The sequence below is a fragment of the Providencia sp. PROV205 genome, assembly GCF_028479505.1.
GTDB classification, from domain to species: domain Bacteria; phylum Pseudomonadota; class Gammaproteobacteria; order Enterobacterales; family Enterobacteriaceae; genus Providencia; species Providencia huaxiensis.
On sequence record NZ_JAMPNU010000010.1, the window covers coordinates 1 to 20,531 of the forward strand.

Annotated in this window: 21 protein-coding genes; 15 read left to right on the top strand and 6 right to left on the bottom strand. The window is 41.6% G+C overall.

Annotated elements, in window-relative coordinates; genetic code table 11:
* Positions 1–212 precede the first annotated feature (212 nt).
* The 4 genes from rimJ (at position 213) to PR800_RS07840 (ending at position 3,635) form a co-directional block, all read left to right on the top strand.
* On the top strand, positions 213–800 hold the full coding sequence (rimJ, locus tag PR800_RS07825; RefSeq protein ID WP_102140251.1) for a ribosomal protein S5-alanine N-acetyltransferase: 588 nt from the start codon (positions 213–215) through the stop codon (positions 798–800).
* Positions 801–883: 83 nt separating this feature from the next.
* Complete coding sequence (gene murJ, locus PR800_RS07830; RefSeq protein ID WP_195698639.1) at positions 884–2,422, top strand: murein biosynthesis integral membrane protein MurJ; 1,539 nt, start codon at positions 884–886, stop codon at positions 2,420–2,422.
* A 360-nt stretch (positions 2,423–2,782) separates the two neighbouring features.
* Positions 2,783–3,019 carry a hypothetical protein gene (locus PR800_RS07835; RefSeq protein WP_195698640.1) on the top strand — a complete coding sequence of 79 codons (237 nt, stop codon included), beginning with the start codon at positions 2,783–2,785 and terminating at the stop codon, positions 3,017–3,019.
* A 43-nt stretch (positions 3,020–3,062) separates the two neighbouring features.
* Complete coding sequence (locus tag PR800_RS07840; protein ID WP_102140253.1) at positions 3,063–3,635, top strand: helix-turn-helix transcriptional regulator; 573 nt, start codon at positions 3,063–3,065, stop codon at positions 3,633–3,635.
* Between the two features lie 21 nt (positions 3,636–3,656).
* Here PR800_RS07840 and argS read toward each other — a convergent pair whose 3' ends face one another.
* On the bottom strand, positions 3,657–5,387 hold the full coding sequence (argS, locus tag PR800_RS07845) for an arginine--tRNA ligase (protein ID WP_272530519.1): 1,731 nt from the start codon (positions 5,385–5,387) through the stop codon (positions 3,657–3,659).
* A gap of 168 nt (positions 5,388–5,555) precedes the next feature.
* Between argS and PR800_RS07850 the strand changes: the two genes are divergently transcribed.
* From PR800_RS07850 to PR800_RS07870, 5 genes are all read left to right on the top strand, one after another.
* On the top strand, positions 5,556–6,110 hold the full coding sequence (locus tag PR800_RS07850; RefSeq protein ID WP_102140255.1) for a VOC family protein: 555 nt from the start codon (positions 5,556–5,558) through the stop codon (positions 6,108–6,110).
* A gap of 182 nt (positions 6,111–6,292) precedes the next feature.
* On the top strand, positions 6,293–7,054 hold the full coding sequence (gene cutC, locus PR800_RS07855; protein ID WP_102140256.1) for a copper homeostasis protein CutC: 762 nt from the start codon (positions 6,293–6,295) through the stop codon (positions 7,052–7,054).
* A gap of 291 nt (positions 7,055–7,345) precedes the next feature.
* Entirely contained in the window at positions 7,346–9,769 is a 2,424-nt protein-coding gene (locus tag PR800_RS07860) for a DMSO/selenate family reductase complex A subunit (RefSeq protein ID WP_166265086.1), read from the top strand.
* Between the two features lie 10 nt (positions 9,770–9,779).
* On the top strand, positions 9,780–10,397 hold the full coding sequence (locus PR800_RS07865; protein WP_102140257.1) for a DMSO/selenate family reductase complex B subunit: 618 nt from the start codon (positions 9,780–9,782) through the stop codon (positions 10,395–10,397).
* Position 10,398: 1 nt separating this feature from the next.
* Entirely contained in the window at positions 10,399–11,175 is a 777-nt protein-coding gene (locus tag PR800_RS07870) for a dimethyl sulfoxide reductase anchor subunit family protein (RefSeq protein ID WP_102140258.1), read from the top strand.
* Positions 11,176–11,236: 61 nt separating this feature from the next.
* Here PR800_RS07870 and cmoB read toward each other — a convergent pair whose 3' ends face one another.
* The 5 genes from cmoB to PR800_RS07895 all read right to left on the bottom strand — a co-directional run bounded on the left by cmoB (position 11,237) and on the right by PR800_RS07895 (position 14,476).
* On the bottom strand, positions 11,237–12,208 hold the full coding sequence (gene cmoB / locus PR800_RS07875; protein WP_166265080.1) for a tRNA 5-methoxyuridine(34)/uridine 5-oxyacetic acid(34) synthase CmoB: 972 nt from the start codon (positions 12,206–12,208) through the stop codon (positions 11,237–11,239).
* Between the two features lie 2 nt (positions 12,209–12,210).
* Positions 12,211–12,960 carry a carboxy-S-adenosyl-L-methionine synthase CmoA gene (gene cmoA / locus PR800_RS07880; RefSeq protein ID WP_102140260.1) on the bottom strand — a complete coding sequence of 250 codons (750 nt, stop codon included), beginning with the start codon at positions 12,958–12,960 and terminating at the stop codon, positions 12,211–12,213.
* Positions 12,961–13,091: 131 nt separating this feature from the next.
* Positions 13,092–13,490: an MAPEG family protein gene (locus tag PR800_RS07885; RefSeq protein WP_102140261.1), complete on the bottom strand. Its 399-nt coding sequence runs from the start codon at positions 13,488–13,490 to the stop codon at positions 13,092–13,094.
* A 149-nt stretch (positions 13,491–13,639) separates the two neighbouring features.
* Positions 13,640–14,044 (bottom strand): NUDIX hydrolase, encoded by a 405-nt coding sequence (locus tag PR800_RS07890; protein WP_231068335.1) that lies wholly within the window; start codon positions 14,042–14,044, stop codon positions 13,640–13,642.
* 108 nt (positions 14,045–14,152) lie between these two features.
* A complete protein-coding gene (locus PR800_RS07895) occupies positions 14,153–14,476 on the bottom strand; it encodes a DUF4377 domain-containing protein (RefSeq protein ID WP_166265074.1) in 324 nt (107 codons plus the stop codon).
* A gap of 511 nt (positions 14,477–14,987) precedes the next feature.
* Between PR800_RS07895 and aspS the strand changes: the two genes are divergently transcribed.
* The 6 genes from aspS to ruvB all read left to right on the top strand — a co-directional run bounded on the left by aspS (position 14,988) and on the right by ruvB (position 20,480).
* Positions 14,988–16,757, top strand: a complete 1,770-nt coding sequence (gene aspS / locus PR800_RS07900) for an aspartate--tRNA ligase (protein WP_102140264.1) — start codon at positions 14,988–14,990, stop codon at positions 16,755–16,757.
* 5 nt (positions 16,758–16,762) lie between these two features.
* On the top strand, positions 16,763–17,194 hold the full coding sequence (gene nudB, locus PR800_RS07905; protein ID WP_125891079.1) for a dihydroneopterin triphosphate diphosphatase: 432 nt from the start codon (positions 16,763–16,765) through the stop codon (positions 17,192–17,194).
* 30 nt (positions 17,195–17,224) lie between these two features.
* Positions 17,225–17,968 (top strand): YebC/PmpR family DNA-binding transcriptional regulator, encoded by a 744-nt coding sequence (locus tag PR800_RS07910; protein ID WP_102140266.1) that lies wholly within the window; start codon positions 17,225–17,227, stop codon positions 17,966–17,968.
* A 183-nt stretch (positions 17,969–18,151) separates the two neighbouring features.
* On the top strand, positions 18,152–18,673 hold the full coding sequence (ruvC, locus tag PR800_RS07915; protein ID WP_004910683.1) for a crossover junction endodeoxyribonuclease RuvC: 522 nt from the start codon (positions 18,152–18,154) through the stop codon (positions 18,671–18,673).
* Positions 18,674–18,835: 162 nt separating this feature from the next.
* Complete coding sequence (gene ruvA, locus PR800_RS07920; protein ID WP_102140268.1) at positions 18,836–19,453, top strand: Holliday junction branch migration protein RuvA; 618 nt, start codon at positions 18,836–18,838, stop codon at positions 19,451–19,453.
* A gap of 16 nt (positions 19,454–19,469) precedes the next feature.
* Complete coding sequence (gene ruvB / locus PR800_RS07925; protein ID WP_102140269.1) at positions 19,470–20,480, top strand: Holliday junction branch migration DNA helicase RuvB; 1,011 nt, start codon at positions 19,470–19,472, stop codon at positions 20,478–20,480.
* Positions 20,481–20,531: the final 51 nt, after the last annotated feature.

The window sequence follows — 20,531 nt, forward strand, 5'->3', positions numbered from 1 at the left end:
CATACTTCACTTTGTGACGGTGTTGACAGCGTTCGGCTACTTGGGTCACATAGTTATGTATGCTGCACAACGAAGAAATCTAGTGATGTATTGGTATTTTAATTTACGTAATATGTTTTTCGTCAACGCATTGTAAGCTACACTTTAGCGTTCTAAGTTATTGGCTTGGAAAGAGAGAAAATATCTGGCTTTTTATTAATTAAGGGTTAACGATGTTTGGTTATCGTTCAAATGTACCGAAAGTGCGCCTTGTCACTGATAGAATGGTTATTCGTTTGACTTATGAACGTGATAACTATCGACTAGCTGATTATTACAGCCTGAACAAAGACTTTTTAATTCCATGGGAACCCATCAGGGACAAATCTCATTATCAGCCAGCAGGTTGGCAGAATCGGTTACAAGTCATGAATGAAATGCATCGAGAAGGGAGCGCTTTCCATTTCGTACTATTAGATAAAGAAGAAAACGAAGTGATGGGAGTAGCGAATTTTAGTAATGTATTGCGCGGCTCATTTTATGCATGTTATCTAGGTTATTCACTAGGTGAAAAATGGCAAGGTCAAGGCCTAATGTATGAGGCACTAACCCAAACTATCCGTTACATGCAGCAACACCAAAAAATACATCGAATTATGGCAAATTATATGCCTCATAATATGCGTAGTGGTAATTTATTGACCAAGCTTGGCTTTGAACGGGAAGGCTATGCAAAGCAATACTTACAAATCAACGGTGAGTGGCGTGACCATGTATTGACGGCGCTGACAGATAACACTTGGGCACTGAATAAAGCCTAAATTCCTAATTTACTTTTCAATCGTAGTCAGTTGCAGTGCACACTGTTAAACTGATGCGATTGTATTCTTTTAGTCTATCAATCATGAATTTATTAAAATCATTGGCGGCAGTAAGCTCCATGACCATGATGTCTCGTGTGCTTGGGTTTATTCGTGACGCTATTATCGCCCGAGTGTTCGGTGCAGGAGCCGCGGCTGACGCCTTTTTTGTCGCCTTTAAATTACCGAATCTTTTACGTCGAATTTTTGCTGAAGGTGCCTTTTCACAAGCCTTTGTCCCGATATTAGCGGAATATAAAAACCAGCAGGGAGAGGAAGCCACCCGTACATTTGTCGCTTATATTGCAGGGATGCTAACCCTCGCTTTAGCGATTGTGACCATCCTTGGTATGATTGCAGCCCCTTGGATCATTTATGTCACCGCACCTGGCTTTACCGATGACGCTGATAAGTTTGCGCTGACGACGGATCTTCTACGGGTTACATTTCCTTATATTTTTCTGATTTCACTGGCCTCTCTCGCAGGCGCAATCCTGAATACTTGGAACCGTTTTTCGGTCCCTGCATTTGCGCCAACGTTACTCAATGTCAGCATGATCATTTTTGCTGCTTTCGCCGCGCCTTACTTTAACCCACCCATTATGTCATTGGCGTGGGCTGTGTTGGTTGGCGGTGTTTTGCAACTTGTCTACCAGCTACCCCATCTTAAAAAAGTGGGCATGTTAGTGTTACCCCGCCTGTCATTTCGTGATAGCGGGGTTTGGCGTGTAATGAAAATGATGGGGCCGGCAATTATCGGGGTTTCAGTTGCGCAAATTTCTTTAATTATCAACACAATATTTGCTTCTTTTTTACAATCTGGTTCAGTGTCATGGATGTATTACGCTGATAGGCTAATGGAATTGCCATCAGGGGTGCTTGGTGTGGCTCTTGGCACTATTTTATTACCATCATTAGCGAAAAGTTTCACGAGCGGCAATCAAAATGAATATCGCCAATTAATGGACTGGGGATTGCGTCTTTGTTTATTACTTGCTCTACCCTGTGCGTTAGGGTTGGCAATACTCGCAGAAGCATTAACGGTATCGCTATTCCAATACGGTAATTTTACAGCGCATGACTCATTAATGACTCAATATGCCTTAATTGCCTACTGTGTAGGGTTAACAGGCATGATTTTGGTGAAAATTTTGGCACCAGGCTTTTACTCGCGCCAAAATATTCGCACGCCAGTGAAGATTGCGATTGTCACTTTAATTTTAACCCAATTGATGAACTTAGCCTTTATTGGTCCTTTACAACATGCAGGTTTAGCCTTATCTATTGGGTTAGCGGCGTGTTTTAATGCGGGAGTTCTCTATTGGCAACTGCGCAAGCAAGATATTTTTCAGCCTTTAGCTGGCTGGAAAGGGTTTATATTTAAATTATTGATAGCGTTAATTGTAATGGGCGCTGTGCTGTTTGGTGTTTTACACTTTATGCCTTCTTGGCAAGACGGTAATATGCTGATGCGTATGCTACGTTTAATAGGCGTCGTGATTATTGGTGCAGGAAGTTATTTCGTAGCTTTATATGTACTCGGGTTCCGCCCTCGTGATTTTATGAAACGTAGTGTTGCCTAATTAATAAGCCGTCAATAACCTTTAAAGCCCAATTTTAATGAGAAGAGCTCATAAAATTGGGCTTTTTTTATCTCTGTAATCTGCGTCGTTAAGGAAAAAATAACCATAGATCTGTTCCCTTCAATTTCTAGTGAGTTCTTAAATTAATTCCAATAGTAACTGAATTATTAATTTCAAAATTATTTTATGAAATTTCAATTAATTGTTTTCATTGATAAAAATAATAGCCCACTCTATTTATGGGGTACATTGACTGGGTTGTTGTTACAACAATCAAGTGATAGGGAGATATTCAATTCATTGAATATTATTTGTTGACCGATGTCAACGGAATGATTATGTTATGTATCTCGGGGGTCAATGAAAAAACATCCGAACAAGCATATTCAGGCTGCTATTGAATATGCGATAGAAAATGGCTGGCTCTGGGTTAGTGCAGGGAACTCATCACATACTTTTTGTAAGTTACGCTGTGGTAACGCAGTAGATGAACACAAAACACATATGATGAGTGTCTGGTCAACGCCGAAAGTCATGGAAGTGCATGCTAAACAGATTATACGTAAAGTTAATCACTGCATTGCTCTTTTCAGGTAATCAAAGCGGCTTAGGCCGCTTATTCATACTATATGGGATAATTATGGCACTATTTACTTTCACATTAACACTATCTGGTGTGACTGCAGATACTGAAGGTTTAGTTGATACCTTATTTGCTGCAGGCTGTGACGATGCATTGGTGTGTTTCTATGGTAAATCGGTTTATTTAGAATTTGATAGGGAAGCGGAGTCTTTAGATCTTGCCATTGAAACAGCGATCACAGACATCGAAAGTACATCGATGAATATAAAAGTGGAATCTATTGATTCAACTTTAGTTGGGTTAAGTGATATTGCCGAATTGACAGGACTAACTCGTCAGGCAGTGGCTTTATTGAAAGATGGGGCTCGAGGTAAAGGCCATTTTCCAGCACCCGTACAACGCTTGAATGGCGCATCCCCGTTATGGGACTGGGCGAGCGTTGCTCATTGGTTACAACAGAATAACAGGTTGGTGCATAGCCCTGAACTTTATGAACAAGCAAAAACACTTTGCAAATGGAACTTAGTGCTTCGCAATTGTGCAAATGAACATGTTGAGGAATTGCAAAAATTAACATCAAAGTTAGTAAAGCAACGCAAACAAAAACGGCTCACCGAAGTGAACCGCTAATAGGCTATTTATTGATTTGAATTACATTCTTTCAACGGTTTCAATGCCCAGTGTATCTAGGCCCGTTTTTAATGTTTTTTGAGTTAATGCCGCTAATTTCAAGCGGCTTTGGCGCTGGGCTTCGTCATCAGCTGACAAGATAGGGCAGTGCTCATAGAAACCAGAGAATAAACCGGCTAACTCATACAAATAAGCACACATCACATGAGGTGTACCATCACGTGCAACAGTGAGAATGGTTTCTTCAAACTGTAATAAACGTGTTGCAAGCGCAATTTCACGCGGGTCTTGTAATGAAATAGGCAGAGTTAGGTCTGTGTGGGTTAAATTAGCTTTCTTGAAAATAGAGGCCACACGGGTATACGCATATTGCATATACGGTGCGGTATTTCCTTCGAAAGCTAACATGTTGTCCCAATCGAAAATATAATCAGTCGTTCTATTTTTGGATAAGTCAGCGTACTTAACTGCCCCAATACCAACCACATTCGCAACGTTAAGCAATTCATCTTCAGACATATCCGGGTTTTTCTCACGGATCAATGTTTGAGCGCGTTCAACCGCTTCATCAAGCAAGTCTGATAAACGGACGGTACCACCTGTACGAGTCTTAAACGGTTTGCCATCTTTCCCTAACATCATCCCGAACATATGGTGCTCAAGCGCCATCGATTCAGGGATGTAACCTGCTTTACGGACGATGGTCCATGCTTGCATCAAATGTTGATGTTGGCGTGAGTCAATATAGTAAAGAGAACGGTCAGCGTGCAGGGTTTCGTAACGGTATTTAGCACAGGCGATATCGGTTGTTGTATATAAGAAGCCACCATCTTTTTTCTGGACGATCACGCCCATTGGTTCGCCTTCTTTATTTTTGAATTCATCAAGGAAAACAACCGTTGCGCCTTCACTCTCAACGGCTAAACCTTTGGCTTTTAAGTCAGCAACAATGCCTGGAAGCATGCTGTTATATAAGCTTTCACCCATCACGTCATCTTCGGTCAATGTGACATTTAAGCGGCGATAGGTTTCTTGGTTCTGCTGCATAGTGATATCGACTAATTTGCGCCACATTTGGCGGCAATATTCATCACCGGATTGCAATTTTACAACGTAGCCACGAGCACGTACTGCGAACTCTTCATCTTCGTCGTAGTGTTTTTTAGCTTCGCGATAAAACTCTTCGAGGTCAGCAAGCGCCATATCGGTGGCATCTTCATTTTGCACTTTTTCAAGATAAGCAATTAACATACCAAATTGCGTACCCCAATCACCGACGTGGTTGGCACGAATGACTTTATGACCAATAAATTCTTGGGTACGTACAGCTGCATCACCAATGATGGTTGAACGCAAGTGACCCACGTGCATTTGTTTTGCGACATTAGGCGCTGAATAGTCAATGACAATCGTTTCAGGCTTGACTGGTGCGACGCCTAGGCGTTGTGATGCTAATGCCTCTTCAACGTGTTTTTCAACCCACGTTGGTTCAAGGAAAATATTAATAAAGCCAGGGCCGGCAATTTCAACTTTGCTGGCAATCCCTTCCAAATCTAAGTGATTAACAAGCTGTTCAGCCAGTTGTCGCGGAGCTATCCCCATCTTTTTAGCCGCGCCCATCACTCCATTCGCTTGATAATCACCAAACTGAGCTTTAGCGGACTGACGCACAAGTGCATCACTGCCTTCTGGAGCACCCGCTGCTAACATCGCAGCACTAATTTTATCTGAAAGAATCGCCTGAATATTCACCGAATTACCTTAAATTACGAACCATAGTTACCGCATTGTGCCATCACATGCGTATAACTAAAAGGTTGAAGAGAAAAATCGGCAGGTTTTATACCACATTTTGGGGCTCTCATGCTACAGTCTGCGCCATTGTTTAGCAGATAAGTTTTTGTAAAGAGAGGGCTTTAGATGCCACAATTTAGCAAAATTTCGCAATTACAAGATTTATGGGATGACCTACCTGTGTTTATGGGTAAATTACAACAGTTGGCGCAGGAATTGAACTTATCATTGTCATCTTTTCCGATAGATCATATTTCGGTGCGTTGCCATCATATGGCAACTGCAGAACGTTGGCATCAAGGGTTAATGGGATGCGCTGAGCTTTTATCTGACAATGTTATCAATGGCAGGCCAATTCGTTTATATGAGTTAAAAGAGCCATTAAACGTCGCGGGTCAAGATGTATTTATTATTGAATTGCCTTTCCCAAAAGACAAAATTTACCCGAAAGAAAGTTGGGAACATATCGAAATGGTGATTGATGTTGAGCCGAGTCAGCTAGAAACCGCAGCATTCCAGTTATTACCTGATCCTTTACCCCAAGGGTATCGTATTAAAGTAAGCCAACCCAAAGGGCAGCAAGAAAGGTTGCCAAATCCAACATTAGCAGTGTCAAATGGTGAAATAACGGTTAAATACCATCCTTTCACGCTAAAAAAGATAATTGAAAGTGAAAAATAAGTGATGCAATTAACGTTATTGATTAATAGTACACGTTAACTTTTAGTGCTGTGATGTCTATCCGATAACATTTTCCAATAAATGGCATTATTAAGCGAATTGTTAACGTTTAACATTAAATTTTTTTCATTATTTTGGGGCATATAAAACCCGTGTTTTATTGCTCTATTTCGGAGGTCGTAATGGCAAAACTGGAAATCTGTTGTTTCGGAATTGAATGTGCCCAAGTGGCTCAAGAATATGGTGCAGATCGTATCGAACTATGCTCTGGTGCTGCAGACGGTGGCCTGACCCCCAGTTATGGTTACCTGAAATTAGCCAAAGAGAAACTGCATATTCCAGTTCATCCTATTATTCGTCCTCGTGGTGGCGATTTTTGCTATAACATCAGCGAATTTGACGTGATCCGTGAAGATTTAATTATGATTAAGGAAATGGGGTTTTCAGGTGCCGTTATCGGTATATTGGATAGTGAAGGGCGCATTGATATCAACAGGATGCATACGTTGATGGAAATTGCACAAGGGATGAATATTACCTTCCACCGCGCATTTGATATGTGTATTAACCCATTATTAGCTTTAGAACAATTAAACGAGCTCGGTGTTGCGCGTATTTTAACTTCTGGGCAGCAACAAAGTGCGGAGTTGGGTTTACCGCTTTTGAAAGAACTCCATGAAAAAAGCCAGCAAATTAATGGCCCACAGATTATGGCAGGTGCGGGAGTACGTTTAGCTAACCTAAGTAAATTTATGGAAATCGGTTTATCTGAGGTACACAGTTCCGCAGGGAGAACGGTGCCATCAACCATGAGTTACCGTAAAGTAGGGGTAACAATGGCCTCTAATAGCGAAACGGATGAATTCACCCATTACTGTGTTGATGGCCCTACGGTAGAAGCGATGAAGGACTTTATTTCTATTACAGAAAAAGTTTCCGTTTAATTGCCGCTAGCCACAATAGGCAGCTTGACGCTAGAAATTTTAAATAGATTGTTATTCTCTAAGGAAAATCAACTAGTTGGTTTTCCTTGTTATTTTTCAGCTAACCCATGGTTAGTTACAATTAAAATACCAAATAAAGAAACTTATAATATTGTTTATTTATCATTAATAGCTCAATTATTGCTTGTGTTGATACACGTCAATTAACCCTTGTTTTTATAAGGCTACTATCTAATTACTATAAGAATACTAAGTAATTCAATTTATAATAATTAATGAGGTAGCAATGTAATGATCAATAAAATCAGGGAAAAAGCGCTGAGTCGGAGACAGTTTATTCAAGCCTCTGCCTCTGTCGCCACGACAACAGCTATTGCCAGCTCCATCTCTCTACCTTTTTCCGCTCAAGCAACACCCACTATCACAATCCAACCCGACGAAGTCAGCGAAAAAATCAAATACAGTGCATGCTTAGTCAATTGTGGTAGCCGCTGCCCACTCAAAGTGCATGTAAAAGATGACGTTATTACTCGCATATCGAATGAAACCATGTATGACGACACCCAATTTGGTTTACATCAAATACGCCCCTGTTTGAGAGGGCGCTCTGTTCGTTGGAAAACCTATAACCCAGACCGCTTGAAATACCCATTATTGCGTACAGGTAAACGGGGGGAAGGAAAGTTTAAACGGATCAGCTGGGACGAAGCGACGACGATTGTGGCACAAAAACTGCGCTCAACCATTGATACTTATGGTAATGAAGCGATTTACTACCAGTATGGCTCAGGGTCTACCGGTGCTAATTTACAAGGGCGTAATGCCTGCAAGCGTCTATTAAACCAACTAGGTGGGTTTCTTGATCAACATGGAACTTACTCAACTGCACAAATAAACGGTGTTATTCCGTATGTCTATGGCAAGTTAGATGATTCATTACTGTCTGAAATAGCGAATAGCGATTTAGTCGTGATGTTCGGCCATAACATTGCGGAAACGCGTATGTCCGGTGGTGGTCAGTTCTATGAAACCTTAAAAGCATTAGAAAAAAGCCAAGCCAAAGTGATTATTATTGACCCGCGTCGTACTGATAGCGTGACAACGCTAGGCGCTGAATGGATCCCAATCTATCCGGGCACTGACGGTGCGCTTGTGGCAGCGATTATCCATACATTAATTAAAGAACAATTAACGGATGAGGCTTTTTTAGCGAAATATTGTGTGGGCTGGGATAGCCAGACACTTCCTGAGTCTGCACCACAAAATGGCTCATATAAGGATTATATTTTAGGGCTCGGTGATGATGGTGTTGAAAAAACACCTCAGTGGGCTAGCCAAATTACAGGTGTTTCGCCAACCCGTATTGTTCAGTTGGCTCGTGAGCTGGGTAATGCAAAAGCAGCGTGGATTTCTCAAGGCTGGGGATTACAAAGAACCGCATCGGGAGAGCAAGCGGCCCGGGCAGTGATGATGTTACCGATTGTCACGGGGCATATTGGACGCCCTGGGACGAATGCGGGAGGATGGGGAGGTAACGTGGCGTATTCTGTGCCTGGTTTTGCTATTCCAAACCCAGTTAAAACCAAAATCCCGTGTTTTATGTGGACCGATGCGATTGCGCGCGGAACCGAAATGACCGCAACAAATTCAACATTGCTCGGTAAAGAGCGTCTTGAAACCAACGTGAAATTTTTATGGCACTATGCGAGTAATGTCACGGGTAATCAACATTCTGATTTGAACAAAACCCATAAAATTCTAACAGATGAATCCCTATGTGAATTTATTTTAGTTTGGGATACGCATATGACACCATCGACTAAATATGCGGATTTGATTCTACCCGATGTGACCAGTGTTGAATCGAATGATTTAATTAATAATTCGTATGCAAGCGGTGCTTACCATTATGCTATTCGTCTACAAAATGCGATTACGCCATTATGGGAGTGTCGCCAATCTTATGATGTTTTAACGGATATTGCTGAAAAGCTGGGTATTAAAGACCAATTTACCGAAGGTCGTACTCATGAGCAGTGGATAGAACATTGCTATAACCTAATGCGAGAAAAAAATCCCCATTTGCCAACATTTGAAGAAACGAATGACATGGGAATTGTTGATAGGAAATTGGCAAACAGTGCAGATTATATTGCATTAAAACCATTCAGAGACTCACCTGAAACTGCGCCATTACCAACCCCATCGGGTAAAATTGAAATTTATTCAGAAAGGCTCGCTAAGATAGCGAAAGAGTGGGAATACCCTACTGACCAGCGAATTCCTGCTGTGCCTGAATATTGTGTGAATACGGAAGGTGTTGAAAACAAAAAAACTAAGCAAAAATATCCGCTGCAAATGACGGGCTATCACGATAAAGGCCATGCGCATTCATCGTATTTTAATATTGCTGTGTTACGTGAAGCCGTGCCTCATCAATATTGGATTAACCCAATTGATGCATCAACTCGTGGTATTCAAGATGGTGATATGACTGAAATTTTCAATGACCGCGGACGTATGCATATTAAAGCGAAAGTGACTGAGCGCGTATTACCGGGGGTGATTGCGGTTCCGCAAGGTGCTTGGCGGGAAGTCAATGAGGAAGGGGTCGATATCGGTGGTTGTATCAATACACTAACCACACAACAGCCTTCAGCTCTCGTTAAAGGGAATCCACAACATACTAACTTAGTTGACGTGAAACGTGCATAAGGAGCGACAAATGAAACAGTATGGTTTTTATTTCGACTCAACAAAATGCACAGGATGTAAAACGTGTCAGGTGAGTTGTAAAGATGAGAAAGACCTTGATTTAGGGCCTAAATTTCGTCGGGTGTATGAGTTTGGTGGTGGTAGTTGGCAGCAGCAAGAGGGGATATGGCAGCAGAATGTTTATAACTACTATCTATCAATTTCCTGTAATCATTGTTCTAACCCAACATGTGTTGAAGGTTGCCCAACAGGGGCGATGCATAAACGTGAGCAAGATGGGTTAGTCGTGGTAGATCAAACCATTTGTGTTGGATGCCGTTACTGCGAGTTACGTTGTCCATACGGTGCACCGCAGTATGACGAAAAGAAAAAATTGATGAGTAAATGCGATGGATGCTATGAACGTGTCGAAAAAGGGATGAAACCGGTTTGTGTTGACTCCTGTCCACAACGTGCATTGGATTTTGACGATATCAATATTCTACGTGAACGTCATGGCAATATTAGTGGGGTCGCCCCCATGCCAAATCCGTCTCTTACTAATCCTAATATTGTGATTAAACCGCATAAAGATGCCAAACCTTGTGGTGAAAAGAGCGGTAAATTACAAAATCCAGCAGAGGTATAATATGCACGAACTTCCACTCGTTTTTTTCACTGTATTGGGGCAGTCAGCGGCAGGTTTATATTTGTTGGCGTATGCAAGCCGAAGACTGGGTATGTTGAGTGAAAACCAATTACGTCATGCCAATATAGCTGCATTCGTCATTATGATCATTGCACTAGTGATTGGTGGTTTGCACGTTGGGCAGCCACTGCGCTTCTTCAATATGCTTTTAGGCGTCGGCCGTTCACCAATGAGTAATGAAGCCTTACTCAGTGGTATTTTTGTCGCTTTTGGGGCTGCAACTTTATTATTTACCTTGTTTATTAAAAATAAGGTGCTGAGTGAACTGTGTAACGTTGCCACGGTTATTTTTGGTTTGGCATTCGTATGGTCAATTCCTCAGGTTTATAATATTGCCACAGTAGCGAACTGGTTTACTGTTTTCACGACATTACAAATGTGGATGACACTGCTAGTTGCTGGTGGCGCATTAGCGATTTTATTCGGGGCTCAGCGGTTGGGGGCGATGGCATTTTTGATTGGCTCAATTATGATTTTTGCCACTCGTGCAGCTTATGTGTCATTCTTAGGCGAGACAGGGCCTGAAATTAGTGCCGAACAAGCGGGTTTTTGGAGCTTCCAGTTAGTCGTCTTAGCGGTGATGCTGTTTGTTTATCCTGCTCTGTTATATCGCGGAAGAAATTCATTCGCACTATTAGGCCTATGTGCGCTAGCGGTTATTTTAGCCGAGTTATCTGGCCGAATTGCCTTCTATAATTTATGGCAAATAACAATGTAATCGCTTGTTAATTACTATGATAATAAATGCCTATGACTTGATTGCCATAGGCATTTTATCTTTATGGCTTACGAGCAACTAAAATTGCACGTAGTGGTGCGGGGTAACCTTCGATAGTTTTGGTTTTATCATTTGGGTCTAAAAATTCAGCCAGTGAATCTGTTTTCATCCACTGTGTGCGGCGTTGCTCTTCCAAAGAGGTTACTTCTTGGTCAACAATTCGCACATCAACAAAGCCGCATTTTTCCAACCAAACTTTGAGCATTTTAGCGGAAGGAATAAAATAGACATTACGCATTTGGGCGTAACGGTCACCGGGGATCAAACACTGAAATTCATCCCCCTCAATAACCAGGCTTTCTAATACCAATTCGCCTTCACTCACTAATTGGTTCTTAAGTTGCCATAAATGGTCGAGCGGTGAACGGCGGTGGTAAAGTACACCCATTGAAAATACGGTATCAAATGCCTTCAATTCGGGCAGTTGTTCGATACCTAAAGGCAATAAGTGGGCACGTTGGTCATCACCTAATAGCTTTCTGACGGCTTCAAATTGGCATAAAAATAGTTCAGTTGGGTCGATACCAACAACAAATTTGGCATCTTGCCCTAACATACGCCACATATGGTAGCCACTGCCACAACCAACATCTAAGACATAGCGGTCTTTGAGTGATGAAATATGGGGTAGTACGCGATCCCATTTCCAGTCTGAGCGCCATTCAGTATCAATATTCACGCCATAGAGAGAAAAAGGGCCTTTACGCCATGGCATTAATTGTTCAAGAATATTATTCAGACGTCGCGTTTCGCCCGCAGTGAGTTCGGGTTCGCGCGTTGCTGTCACGCTATTGCGTAAATCCAAATGGGTAGGAACCATAACGGGTAGGTTATCTAGCATTTTCTCCCATGAGGAAAATCCACCGTGTAACCCTTGTTTTTTCCATTCTGAAAGTTGTGCCGGAAGCGTTTCAAGCCAATGACTTAGAGGGCCAACCGCAATTTGTTGGTAAAAACGACCAAAATCAATCATGCCTAGGCCTCTTTAACCGCTAACAGTGAACCAAAATTAAAGCACTGGAACCAAACTTCACAGTGAGTAAAACCGACATTTTTTAAACGAGCTTTATGTGCTTCAACAGAGTCTGTGAGCATCACGTTTTCTAACATACTGCGTTTTTGGCTAATTTCTAATTCACTATAGCCATTTGCCCGTTTGAAGTCGTGATGCATATTGAACAATAATTCACCGATTTCGTTGTCTTCGAAATTGAATTTCTCAGAAAGCACTAAAATACCGCCGGGTTGTAGCCCTTGATAAATTTTACTGAGTAATAATTGGCGATCTTCCGGGTTGAGAAACTGTAAGGTGAAATTGAGCACAACCATGGAAGCATTTTCAATATTTACATCGCGAATATCGCCTTCGATAACGTCAACCGGTGTGTCGGCACGATACGCATCAATATGGCGGCGGCAACGTTCAACCATTGCAGGGGAGTTATCAACAGCAATAATTTTGCTTTTTTCTACTGTAATATTACGCCTTATCGATAAGGTTGCTGCACCTAAAGAGCAGCCTAAATCGTAAACATGGCTGTTGGGTTTGACAAAACGACCCGCTAGCATGCCAATCATCGTAATAATATTAGAGTACCCTGGCACGGAGCGTTGGATCATATCAGGGAATACTTCAGCAACTTTTTCATCGAATTGCCAGTCACCAAGGTTAGCGATAGGCGCAGAGAAAAGGCGGTCTTTTGAGGTTGGATCCGAATTTGACATAAGTTCTGTATTAAGCAAAAACAAAAGTAGTGGAGGATTGTATCAGAAAGGCAGTCTACTGAAAATCAATCCATAAGCAATGAAATAATGAGCGGCACATTAATAACTCGTGCCGTTACAGAGAATAAAAACTAAAGATTAAATGAAACGATTTGCAGCCAAGGTAGGTAATAAGTATTGGCGATAACCATTAGTGCCATAGCAAGGTAAGTGGCTACCATACCTGAACGGCGATATGAATAATCGTGATTTTTCAAGCCGTAAGAGTGCAGTAATCGGCCTGCAATTAAGATCAGACCACAAATATGAATCATCCACACTTGCGCGCCATTCATTTCCATTAAAAGCAGTAAAATCAATGAGATGGGAATGTACTCGATGGCATTACCATGAACACGGATAGCGGTTTGCAACTCATAAAAACCGCCATCACCATAGGCTATACGGTATTGATTACGCAACTTCACAACATTTAAAGATAATCTAAGCAGCAGTAAGGCACCCAGTACAGCATACAAAGAGCTGACCATTTTTTACTCCACCATAAAACGAATCAAACTATGAAAACACCTAAAAATATAAGTTATAGTAATGGGTATTGACAATATTTTGTGAATTGTAAATCCTAAAAAGCCGTTAGACAAATGAAATCACAACTTTTTTGAGTCAGTCTTACACTCTATTTAATCAAACCTTCTTTTTTTAAGCGAGTTAAAATAGTCACCGCTGTGCTTGAGCAGCGAGGTAAATCGTTAATGCTAAACCAATCCAATTCAGCAATCTCAGCGGCGGGTTGTGGCTCCCCTGTATAGTCCGCAAAGTAACAACGAATACGGACTTGCGTTCCATCTGATTTTCCATCAGCAGGGCCAATAAACTCACCATAAAACCGGATAGAAGCGGCATCTAGCTCAAGTTTTAATTCTTCGGCAATCTCACGGCAGAGTGCTTGTTCGTCAGTCTCACCTTGCTCACGTTTTCCACCGGGTATATAAAATAAACTTTTATTATGGGAACGCACCATCGCAATTTTGTGGTCTGATAAGGCGATCAACCCAAGCTTATCAATGATTTTAACACTCATAATAGGGACCCCCTGTTATTTAACGATGATAAGAGAATTATTGCTGTAAGTGAGTCATTAAGTAAACTGATAAAATTACTTAATGACTTAAATTATATTGTTTAAAAATTATTTTTTCTCAACGATTTTTACCAATTCATAACGAATACTTGGGGCATCAGCCGGTGGGTTTGGTACATCGAATTGCTTCACTTGTATAGTATAAGAGAAGCCTGGTTGATATTCGAAGCCTTGAATTGAGCTATAAAAAAGTTGCCAGTCATCACTTGGGTTTTCTTTCACTTTCATACATTTCATTGGGGCAACGCCCATACAATCAGCAAGTGAAGAATCAATATAAAAAGTTTTTGTATTATCAGTCTCTGCGGGTTTCATGTTCTGGCATCCAGCAAGTAGTACGAACATGGAAGTGGCAAGTATAATTTTTTTCATGGGTAGTCCTTAAACTGCAGATGGTGATTAATTTCAGCGCTATATCTATATATTTTGATTATAGCAAACTGAAAAAGGTAACGATTCTGAAATAGAAAGATTAATGATTAAAGCGATATTTATTAACCAATAATTGAATAGGAATACGTTAAGTGGTGATTTTTCACTCAAAAAGGTGTCGAACTGATGAAATAAACCTTTGCTGCAATATGTACATGGTGCGGATAGTCCCTTAAAATCGATAGGATCATCGTGATAGACGTCTATCTCGCTATTCAATTTTATTGTTGTTGATTAGAAAAACAATAATTGATGAAAATATGATTAAAAACAAAATGGTTTACGCGTTATGTAGAATACGTAACTATTTGTCTAACAGAATTTCCTGTATAATGTCTGCCTTTTTGACATTCTGAATTTTCAGCCCGTGTTTCGCAGATAAATAGGGTTCAGCAAAATGCCAAAATCCCGCAGCAAGCAAAAGCACAACAGCTGAGTAAAAGGATATTGTATGCGTACTAATTATTGTGGGCAGTTAAACATCGCTCACGAAGGCCAAAAAGTCACTCTTAGTGGATGGGTAAACCGCCGTCGCGATTTAGGTGGTTTGATTTTTATCGATATGCGTGACCGTGAAGGGATCGTGCAAGTTTTCTTCGACCCCGATCGTAAAGACATATTTGAAAAAGCGTCAGAACTGCGTAATGAGTTCTGTATCCAAATCACAGGGACAGTACGCGCACGTCCAGATAGCCAAAAAAATAAAGATATGGCAACGGGCGAAATTGAAGTTTTTGCTGAAGAACTGAATGTTTTCAATAAGTCAGAGCCACTACCATTAGATAGCAACCAAACGAATACAGAAGAGCGTCGTTTAAAATATCGCTATTTAGATTTGCGCCGTCCAGAGATGTCTGAGCGTCTGCGCACGCGTGCCAAAATTACCAGCTTTGTTCGTAACTTTATGGATAACGAAGGGTTTTTGGACGTTGAAACGCCAATGCTAACCAAAGCAACACCAGAAGGTGCTCGTGACTATTTAGTGCCAAGTCGTGTTCATAAAGGTAAATTTTACGCATTACCTCAATCACCGCAACTGTTTAAACAGTTGCTGATGATGTCAGGCTTTGATCGTTATTATCAAATCGTAAAATGCTTCCGCGATGAAGATTTACGTGCAGACCGCCAGCCTGAATTTACCCAAATCGATGTTGAAACCTCTTTCATGACCGCAGAGCAAGTGCGTGAAATTATGGAACGTATGATCCGTAATTTATGGTTAGAGGTAAAAGGGGTTGATTTAGGCAACTTCCCTATCATGACCTTTGCGGAAGCTATGCGTCGTTATGGTTCAGATAAACCAGACTTACGTAACCCAATGGAGCTGGTGGATGTGGCGGATATCGTAAAAGATGTTGAATTTGCGGTGTTCTCAGGCCCAGCAAACGACCCGAAAGGCCGTGTTGCAGCTCTGAAGGTCCCTGGTGGCGCAGCTATGACGCGTAAACAAATCGACGAATATGGTCAATTTGTTGGTATTTATGGTGCGAAAGGCTTGGCTTGGATGAAAGTCAACGAGCGAGCTAAAGGCCTTGAAGGCATTCAAAGCCCAGTTGCAAAATTCTTGAGTGAAGATGTGATTAACCAGTTATTAGACCGTACTGGTGCTGTTGATGGCGATATCTTGTTATTCGGCGCGGGCGCAAAAAATGTGGTGACCGATTCAATGGGTGCGTTACGTTTGAAAGTCGGTCGTGACTTTGAATTAACCGATTTAAATAGCTGGCAACCACTGTGGGTGATTGATTTCCCAATGTTTGAAGATAATGGTGAAGGCGGGTTAACTGCGATGCACCATCCATTTACTTCACCTAAAGATTTCTCACCTGAAGAACTGGCGAGTAAACCTGAAGAAGCCGTTGCTAATGCGTATGATATGGTCATCAATGGTTACGAAGTTGGTGGTGGTTCAGTACGTATTCACCGCAATGAAATGCAACAAACAGTATTTAGCATTTTAGGTATTAATGAAGAAGACCAACGTGAAAAATTTGGCTTCTTATTGGATGCATTGAAATATGGTACACCGCCACACGCAGGTTTAGCATTTGGTCTTGACCGTTTAGTCATGTTGTTAACAGGCACTGATAATATTCGTGATGTTATTGCTTTCCCGAAAACAACAGCAGCTGCGTGCCTAATGACGAATGCACCGAGCCATGCGAATCCTGATTCATTAACGGAACTCGCTATCGCGGTGGTTGCGAAAGACGAAGAGTAAGTTCAATGAAAAAATATAAGCGCCCGGAATCAGTATTAGTCATTATTGTGGCTCAAAGTAGTGGGCGGGTGCTTATGTTACGACGTAAAGACGACCCAAACTTCTGGCAATCAGTGACTGGAAGTTTGGAGCCTGATGAAAAGCCGTACGAAACGGCGTGTCGTGAAATTAAAGAAGAGACAGGTTTTGAGGTTGAACAAAACCAGCTACAAGATTTGTCGCACAGTATCATCTTTGAAATTTTCCCGCATTTCAGGCATCGTTATGCACCCGATGTTACGCATTGTAAAGAACATTGGTTTAAAATGGTGCAAAGTGAAGAAAAAATGCCATTACTGACGGAACACAGTGAATTTCGTTGGCTAGCCCCCGATGAAGCAGCGAGCTTAACGAAATCCTGGAGCAACAGTCAGGCTATTTTAGAATTTGCTGTTTAATTATTTATTGACGTTTTTTGGAGATATTTCATGGCAGGTCATAGTAAATGGGCCAACACCAAACACCGTAAAGCGGCACAAGATGCTAAACGCGGTAAAATTTTCACTAAAATTATCCGTGAATTAGTGACTGCAGCTCGTTTAGGTGGTGGTGATCCCGCAACTAACCCGCGTTTACGTGCGGCTATAGATAAAGCATTATCTAACAACATGACTCGTGACACTTTAAACCGTGCTATCGCACGTGGTGTTGGTAATGATGATAATGATAATATGGAAACCATCATTTATGAAGGTTATGGCCCAGGTGGAACGGCTGTTATGGTTGAATGCTTAAGTGATAACCGTAACCGTACTGTTTCTGAAGTGCGTCATGCATTTACTAAAACGGGTGGTAACTTGGGTACAGACGGTTCCGTTTCTTACTTATTTACTAAACGCGGCGTGATCACTTATGCACCTGGCGTTGATGAAGATGCCATAATGGATGCGGCATTAGAAGCAGGCGCTGATGATGTTGAAACTTATGATGATGGTGCAATCGATGTTTACACAACGCCAGAAACGTTTGGTGAAGTGAAAGATGCACTAGATGCTGCAGGTTTCACCAGTGAAGCCGCAGAAGTATCGATGATCCCATCGACTAAAGCGGAGTTAGATGCAGAAACGGCTCCTAAATTATTACGTCTTATTGATATGTTAGAAGATTCAGACGACGTACAGGAAGTTTACCACAATGGTGATATTTCTGACGAAGTCGCTGCCACACTGTAAGTCGTGAGGCACTAAGTGGCCATTTAGTCATTTAGCATAATCCGCGTAGAGAAAGCCGGCTGGCGCAGCCTGCTTTCTCTAACGCCTTCTATTCTTTCCTTTCCTTTATCCGCTATACTTTCTTTGAATCGACGAGCTAACTAAAACAGTTTAATTAATATAACGAGGAATAAATAAACGTATATGGCGATTATTTTAGGTATTGACCCCGGTTCTCGTGTTACGGGATACGGTGTTATTCGCCAGCAAGGCCGGCAATTGCTGTATTTAGGCAGTGGATGTATTCGTACCCAAGTTGATGATTTACCAAGTCGTCTGCAACGAATTTATGCGGGTGTCTCGGAAATTATCACCCAATATCAACCTGATGTATTATCCATTGAACAAGTTTTTATGGCGAAGAATGCGGATTCAGCATTAAAACTTGGTCAAGCCCGAGGGGTTGCAATTGTTGCTGCTGCAAACATGAATATACCCGTATTCGAATATGCGGCTCGCCAAGTGAAACAGACGGTTGTAGGCACAGGAGCTGCAGAAAAAAGCCAAGTACAACATATGGTTAAATCTATTCTGAAGTTGTCGGCGAGCCCACAATCTGATGCGGCAGATGCTTTGGCAATTGCGATTACACATTGCCATTTCAATCAAAACCTTTTAAAAGTTGGCGACCCACGGTTAGTTTTAACTCGCGGCCGTTTAAGATAGCGAGTTTATCTTAAACAGAATTACTTATTAATAAATAGCGCGTAGCTGGATATGCATCCAGCATTTTTTGTGGTATAAACAACGGTATTAATGATAATAAACCAACCTGTTCAGGGTTTAGATAGTATGTTCAGGGTTTAGATAGCAATAGAGGGCTTCAATGTGATAGGTCGTTTACGTGGTATTGTTTTAGAAAAGCAACCTCCAATCGTATTATTAGAGCTACAAGGTGTCGGTTATGAAGTCCATATGCCGATGACTTGTTTCTATGAATTACCCGAAATTGGTCAAGAAGCGATTGTTTTTACTCATTTTGTTGTTCGTGAAGATGCCCAATTATTATATGGCTTTAACGACAAGCAAGAAAGGGCGCTATTTAAAGAACTGATCAAAGTTAATGGGGTTGGTCCAAAATTAGCTCTAGCAATTTTATCAGGGATGTCTGCTCAACAATTTGTTTCTGCGATTGAACAAGAAGCTATCGCATCACTGGTCAAATTACCTGGTATTGGTAAGAAAACGGCAGAACGTTTAGTGGTCGAAATGAAAGACCGCTTCAAAGGCCTAAATGGCGATTTATTTAATCAAAATAGTGACATTAACCTACCAAGTGTGAACAGCAAAGTACCAAGCATGGCTGATATTGAGGCAGAAGCAGCTGCTGCATTGATTGCTTTAGGGTACAAACCACAAGAAGCAAGCCGTATGGTGAGTAAAGTCGCAAAACCGGATAGCGACTCTGAAACATTGATCCGTGATGCCCTTCGTGCCGCACTTTGATTGAGAGACGTTGAATATGATTGAAGCTGATCGCCTAATAACGGCTGAAGTATTACAGTCAGATGAAGAAGCTATTGACCGTGCGATCAGGCCAAAGCTATTGAATGAATACATTGGTCAGCCCCAGGTTAAAGACCAAATGGAAATATTTATTCAGGCGGCAAAAATGCGGGGCGATGCGCTTGACCATTTGCTAATCTTTGGTCCTCCAGGGTTAGGTAAAACAACTCTGGCTGGGATTGTTGCAAATGAACTAGGCGTTAATCTGCGTACAACTTCAGGGCCCGTATTAGAAAAAGCAGGCGATTTAGCGGCCATGTTAACTAATTTAGAACCTCATGATGTCCTATTCATTGATGAAATCCATCGATTATCTCCAGTTGTTGAGGAAATACTTTATCCCGCAATGGAAGATTACCAGCTAGATATCATGATAGGTGAAGGGCCTGCTGCGCGTTCTATTAAAATTGATCTCCCTCCTTTCACATTAATTGGTGCAACGACTCGGGCTGGGTCACTCACATCACCATTACGTGATAGGTTCGGTATTGTGCAACGCCTAGAATTTTATCAAGTTAATGATCTACAACATATTGTCAAACGTAGCGCCCAATACATGGGGCTAGACATCACCGAAGAAGGGGCTCTACAAGTTGCTATGCGCTCGAGGGGAACTCCACGTATTACCAACCGTTTGTTGCGTCGCGTGCGGGACTTTGCTCAAGTAAAAGGCGATGGTTCAATTGATGGGCTAATAGCTAACCAAGCATTAGACATGTTAAATGTTGATGCTGCAGGCTTTGATTATTTAGATAGAAAGCTTCTGGTGGCTATTATTGATAAATTTATGGGCGGCCCAGTTGGTGTTGATAACCTTGCAGCAGCCATTGGGGAAGAGCGTGAAACCATAGAAGATGTTTTAGAACCTTATCTTATCCAGCAAGGCTTTATTCAGCGCACCCCTAGAGGCCGAATGGCGACGGTTCATGCATATAACCACTTTGGTTTAACCCCTAAAGAAATTTAATTATATTAAATAAATAAAAATGGCCCCAACATTGAAAGCAATGTTAGGGCC

Coding starts and splice junctions, on each gene's coding strand:
- PR800_RS07865 (WP_102140257.1), top strand. CDS start 9,780: ATGAAACAGTATGGTTTTTATTTCGACTCAACAAAATGCACAGGATGT.
- ruvC (WP_004910683.1), top strand. CDS start 18,152: ATGGCGATTATTTTAGGTATTGACCCCGGTTCTCGTGTTACGGGATAC.
- cmoA (WP_102140260.1), bottom strand. CDS start 12,960: ATGTCAAATTCGGATCCAACCTCAAAAGACCGCCTTTTCTCTGCGCCT.
- rimJ (WP_102140251.1), top strand. CDS start 213: ATGTTTGGTTATCGTTCAAATGTACCGAAAGTGCGCCTTGTCACTGAT.
- cmoB (WP_166265080.1), bottom strand. CDS start 12,208: ATGATTGATTTTGGTCGTTTTTACCAACAAATTGCGGTTGGCCCTCTA.
- nudB (WP_125891079.1), top strand. CDS start 16,763: ATGAAAAAATATAAGCGCCCGGAATCAGTATTAGTCATTATTGTGGCT.
- PR800_RS07890 (WP_231068335.1), bottom strand. CDS start 14,044: ATGAGTGTTAAAATCATTGATAAGCTTGGGTTGATCGCCTTATCAGAC.
- ruvB (WP_102140269.1), top strand. CDS start 19,470: ATGATTGAAGCTGATCGCCTAATAACGGCTGAAGTATTACAGTCAGAT.
- cutC (WP_102140256.1), top strand. CDS start 6,293: ATGGCAAAACTGGAAATCTGTTGTTTCGGAATTGAATGTGCCCAAGTG.
- PR800_RS07860 (WP_166265086.1), top strand. CDS start 7,346: ATGATCAATAAAATCAGGGAAAAAGCGCTGAGTCGGAGACAGTTTATT.
- PR800_RS07910 (WP_102140266.1), top strand. CDS start 17,225: ATGGCAGGTCATAGTAAATGGGCCAACACCAAACACCGTAAAGCGGCA.
- PR800_RS07840 (WP_102140253.1), top strand. CDS start 3,063: ATGGCACTATTTACTTTCACATTAACACTATCTGGTGTGACTGCAGAT.
- PR800_RS07895 (WP_166265074.1), bottom strand. CDS start 14,476: ATGAAAAAAATTATACTTGCCACTTCCATGTTCGTACTACTTGCTGGA.
- aspS (WP_102140264.1), top strand. CDS start 14,988: ATGCGTACTAATTATTGTGGGCAGTTAAACATCGCTCACGAAGGCCAA.
- murJ (WP_195698639.1), top strand. CDS start 884: ATGAATTTATTAAAATCATTGGCGGCAGTAAGCTCCATGACCATGATG.
- PR800_RS07835 (WP_195698640.1), top strand. CDS start 2,783: ATGAAAAAACATCCGAACAAGCATATTCAGGCTGCTATTGAATATGCG.
- PR800_RS07870 (WP_102140258.1), top strand. CDS start 10,399: ATGCACGAACTTCCACTCGTTTTTTTCACTGTATTGGGGCAGTCAGCG.
- PR800_RS07885 (WP_102140261.1), bottom strand. CDS start 13,490: ATGGTCAGCTCTTTGTATGCTGTACTGGGTGCCTTACTGCTGCTTAGA.
- PR800_RS07850 (WP_102140255.1), top strand. CDS start 5,556: ATGCCACAATTTAGCAAAATTTCGCAATTACAAGATTTATGGGATGAC.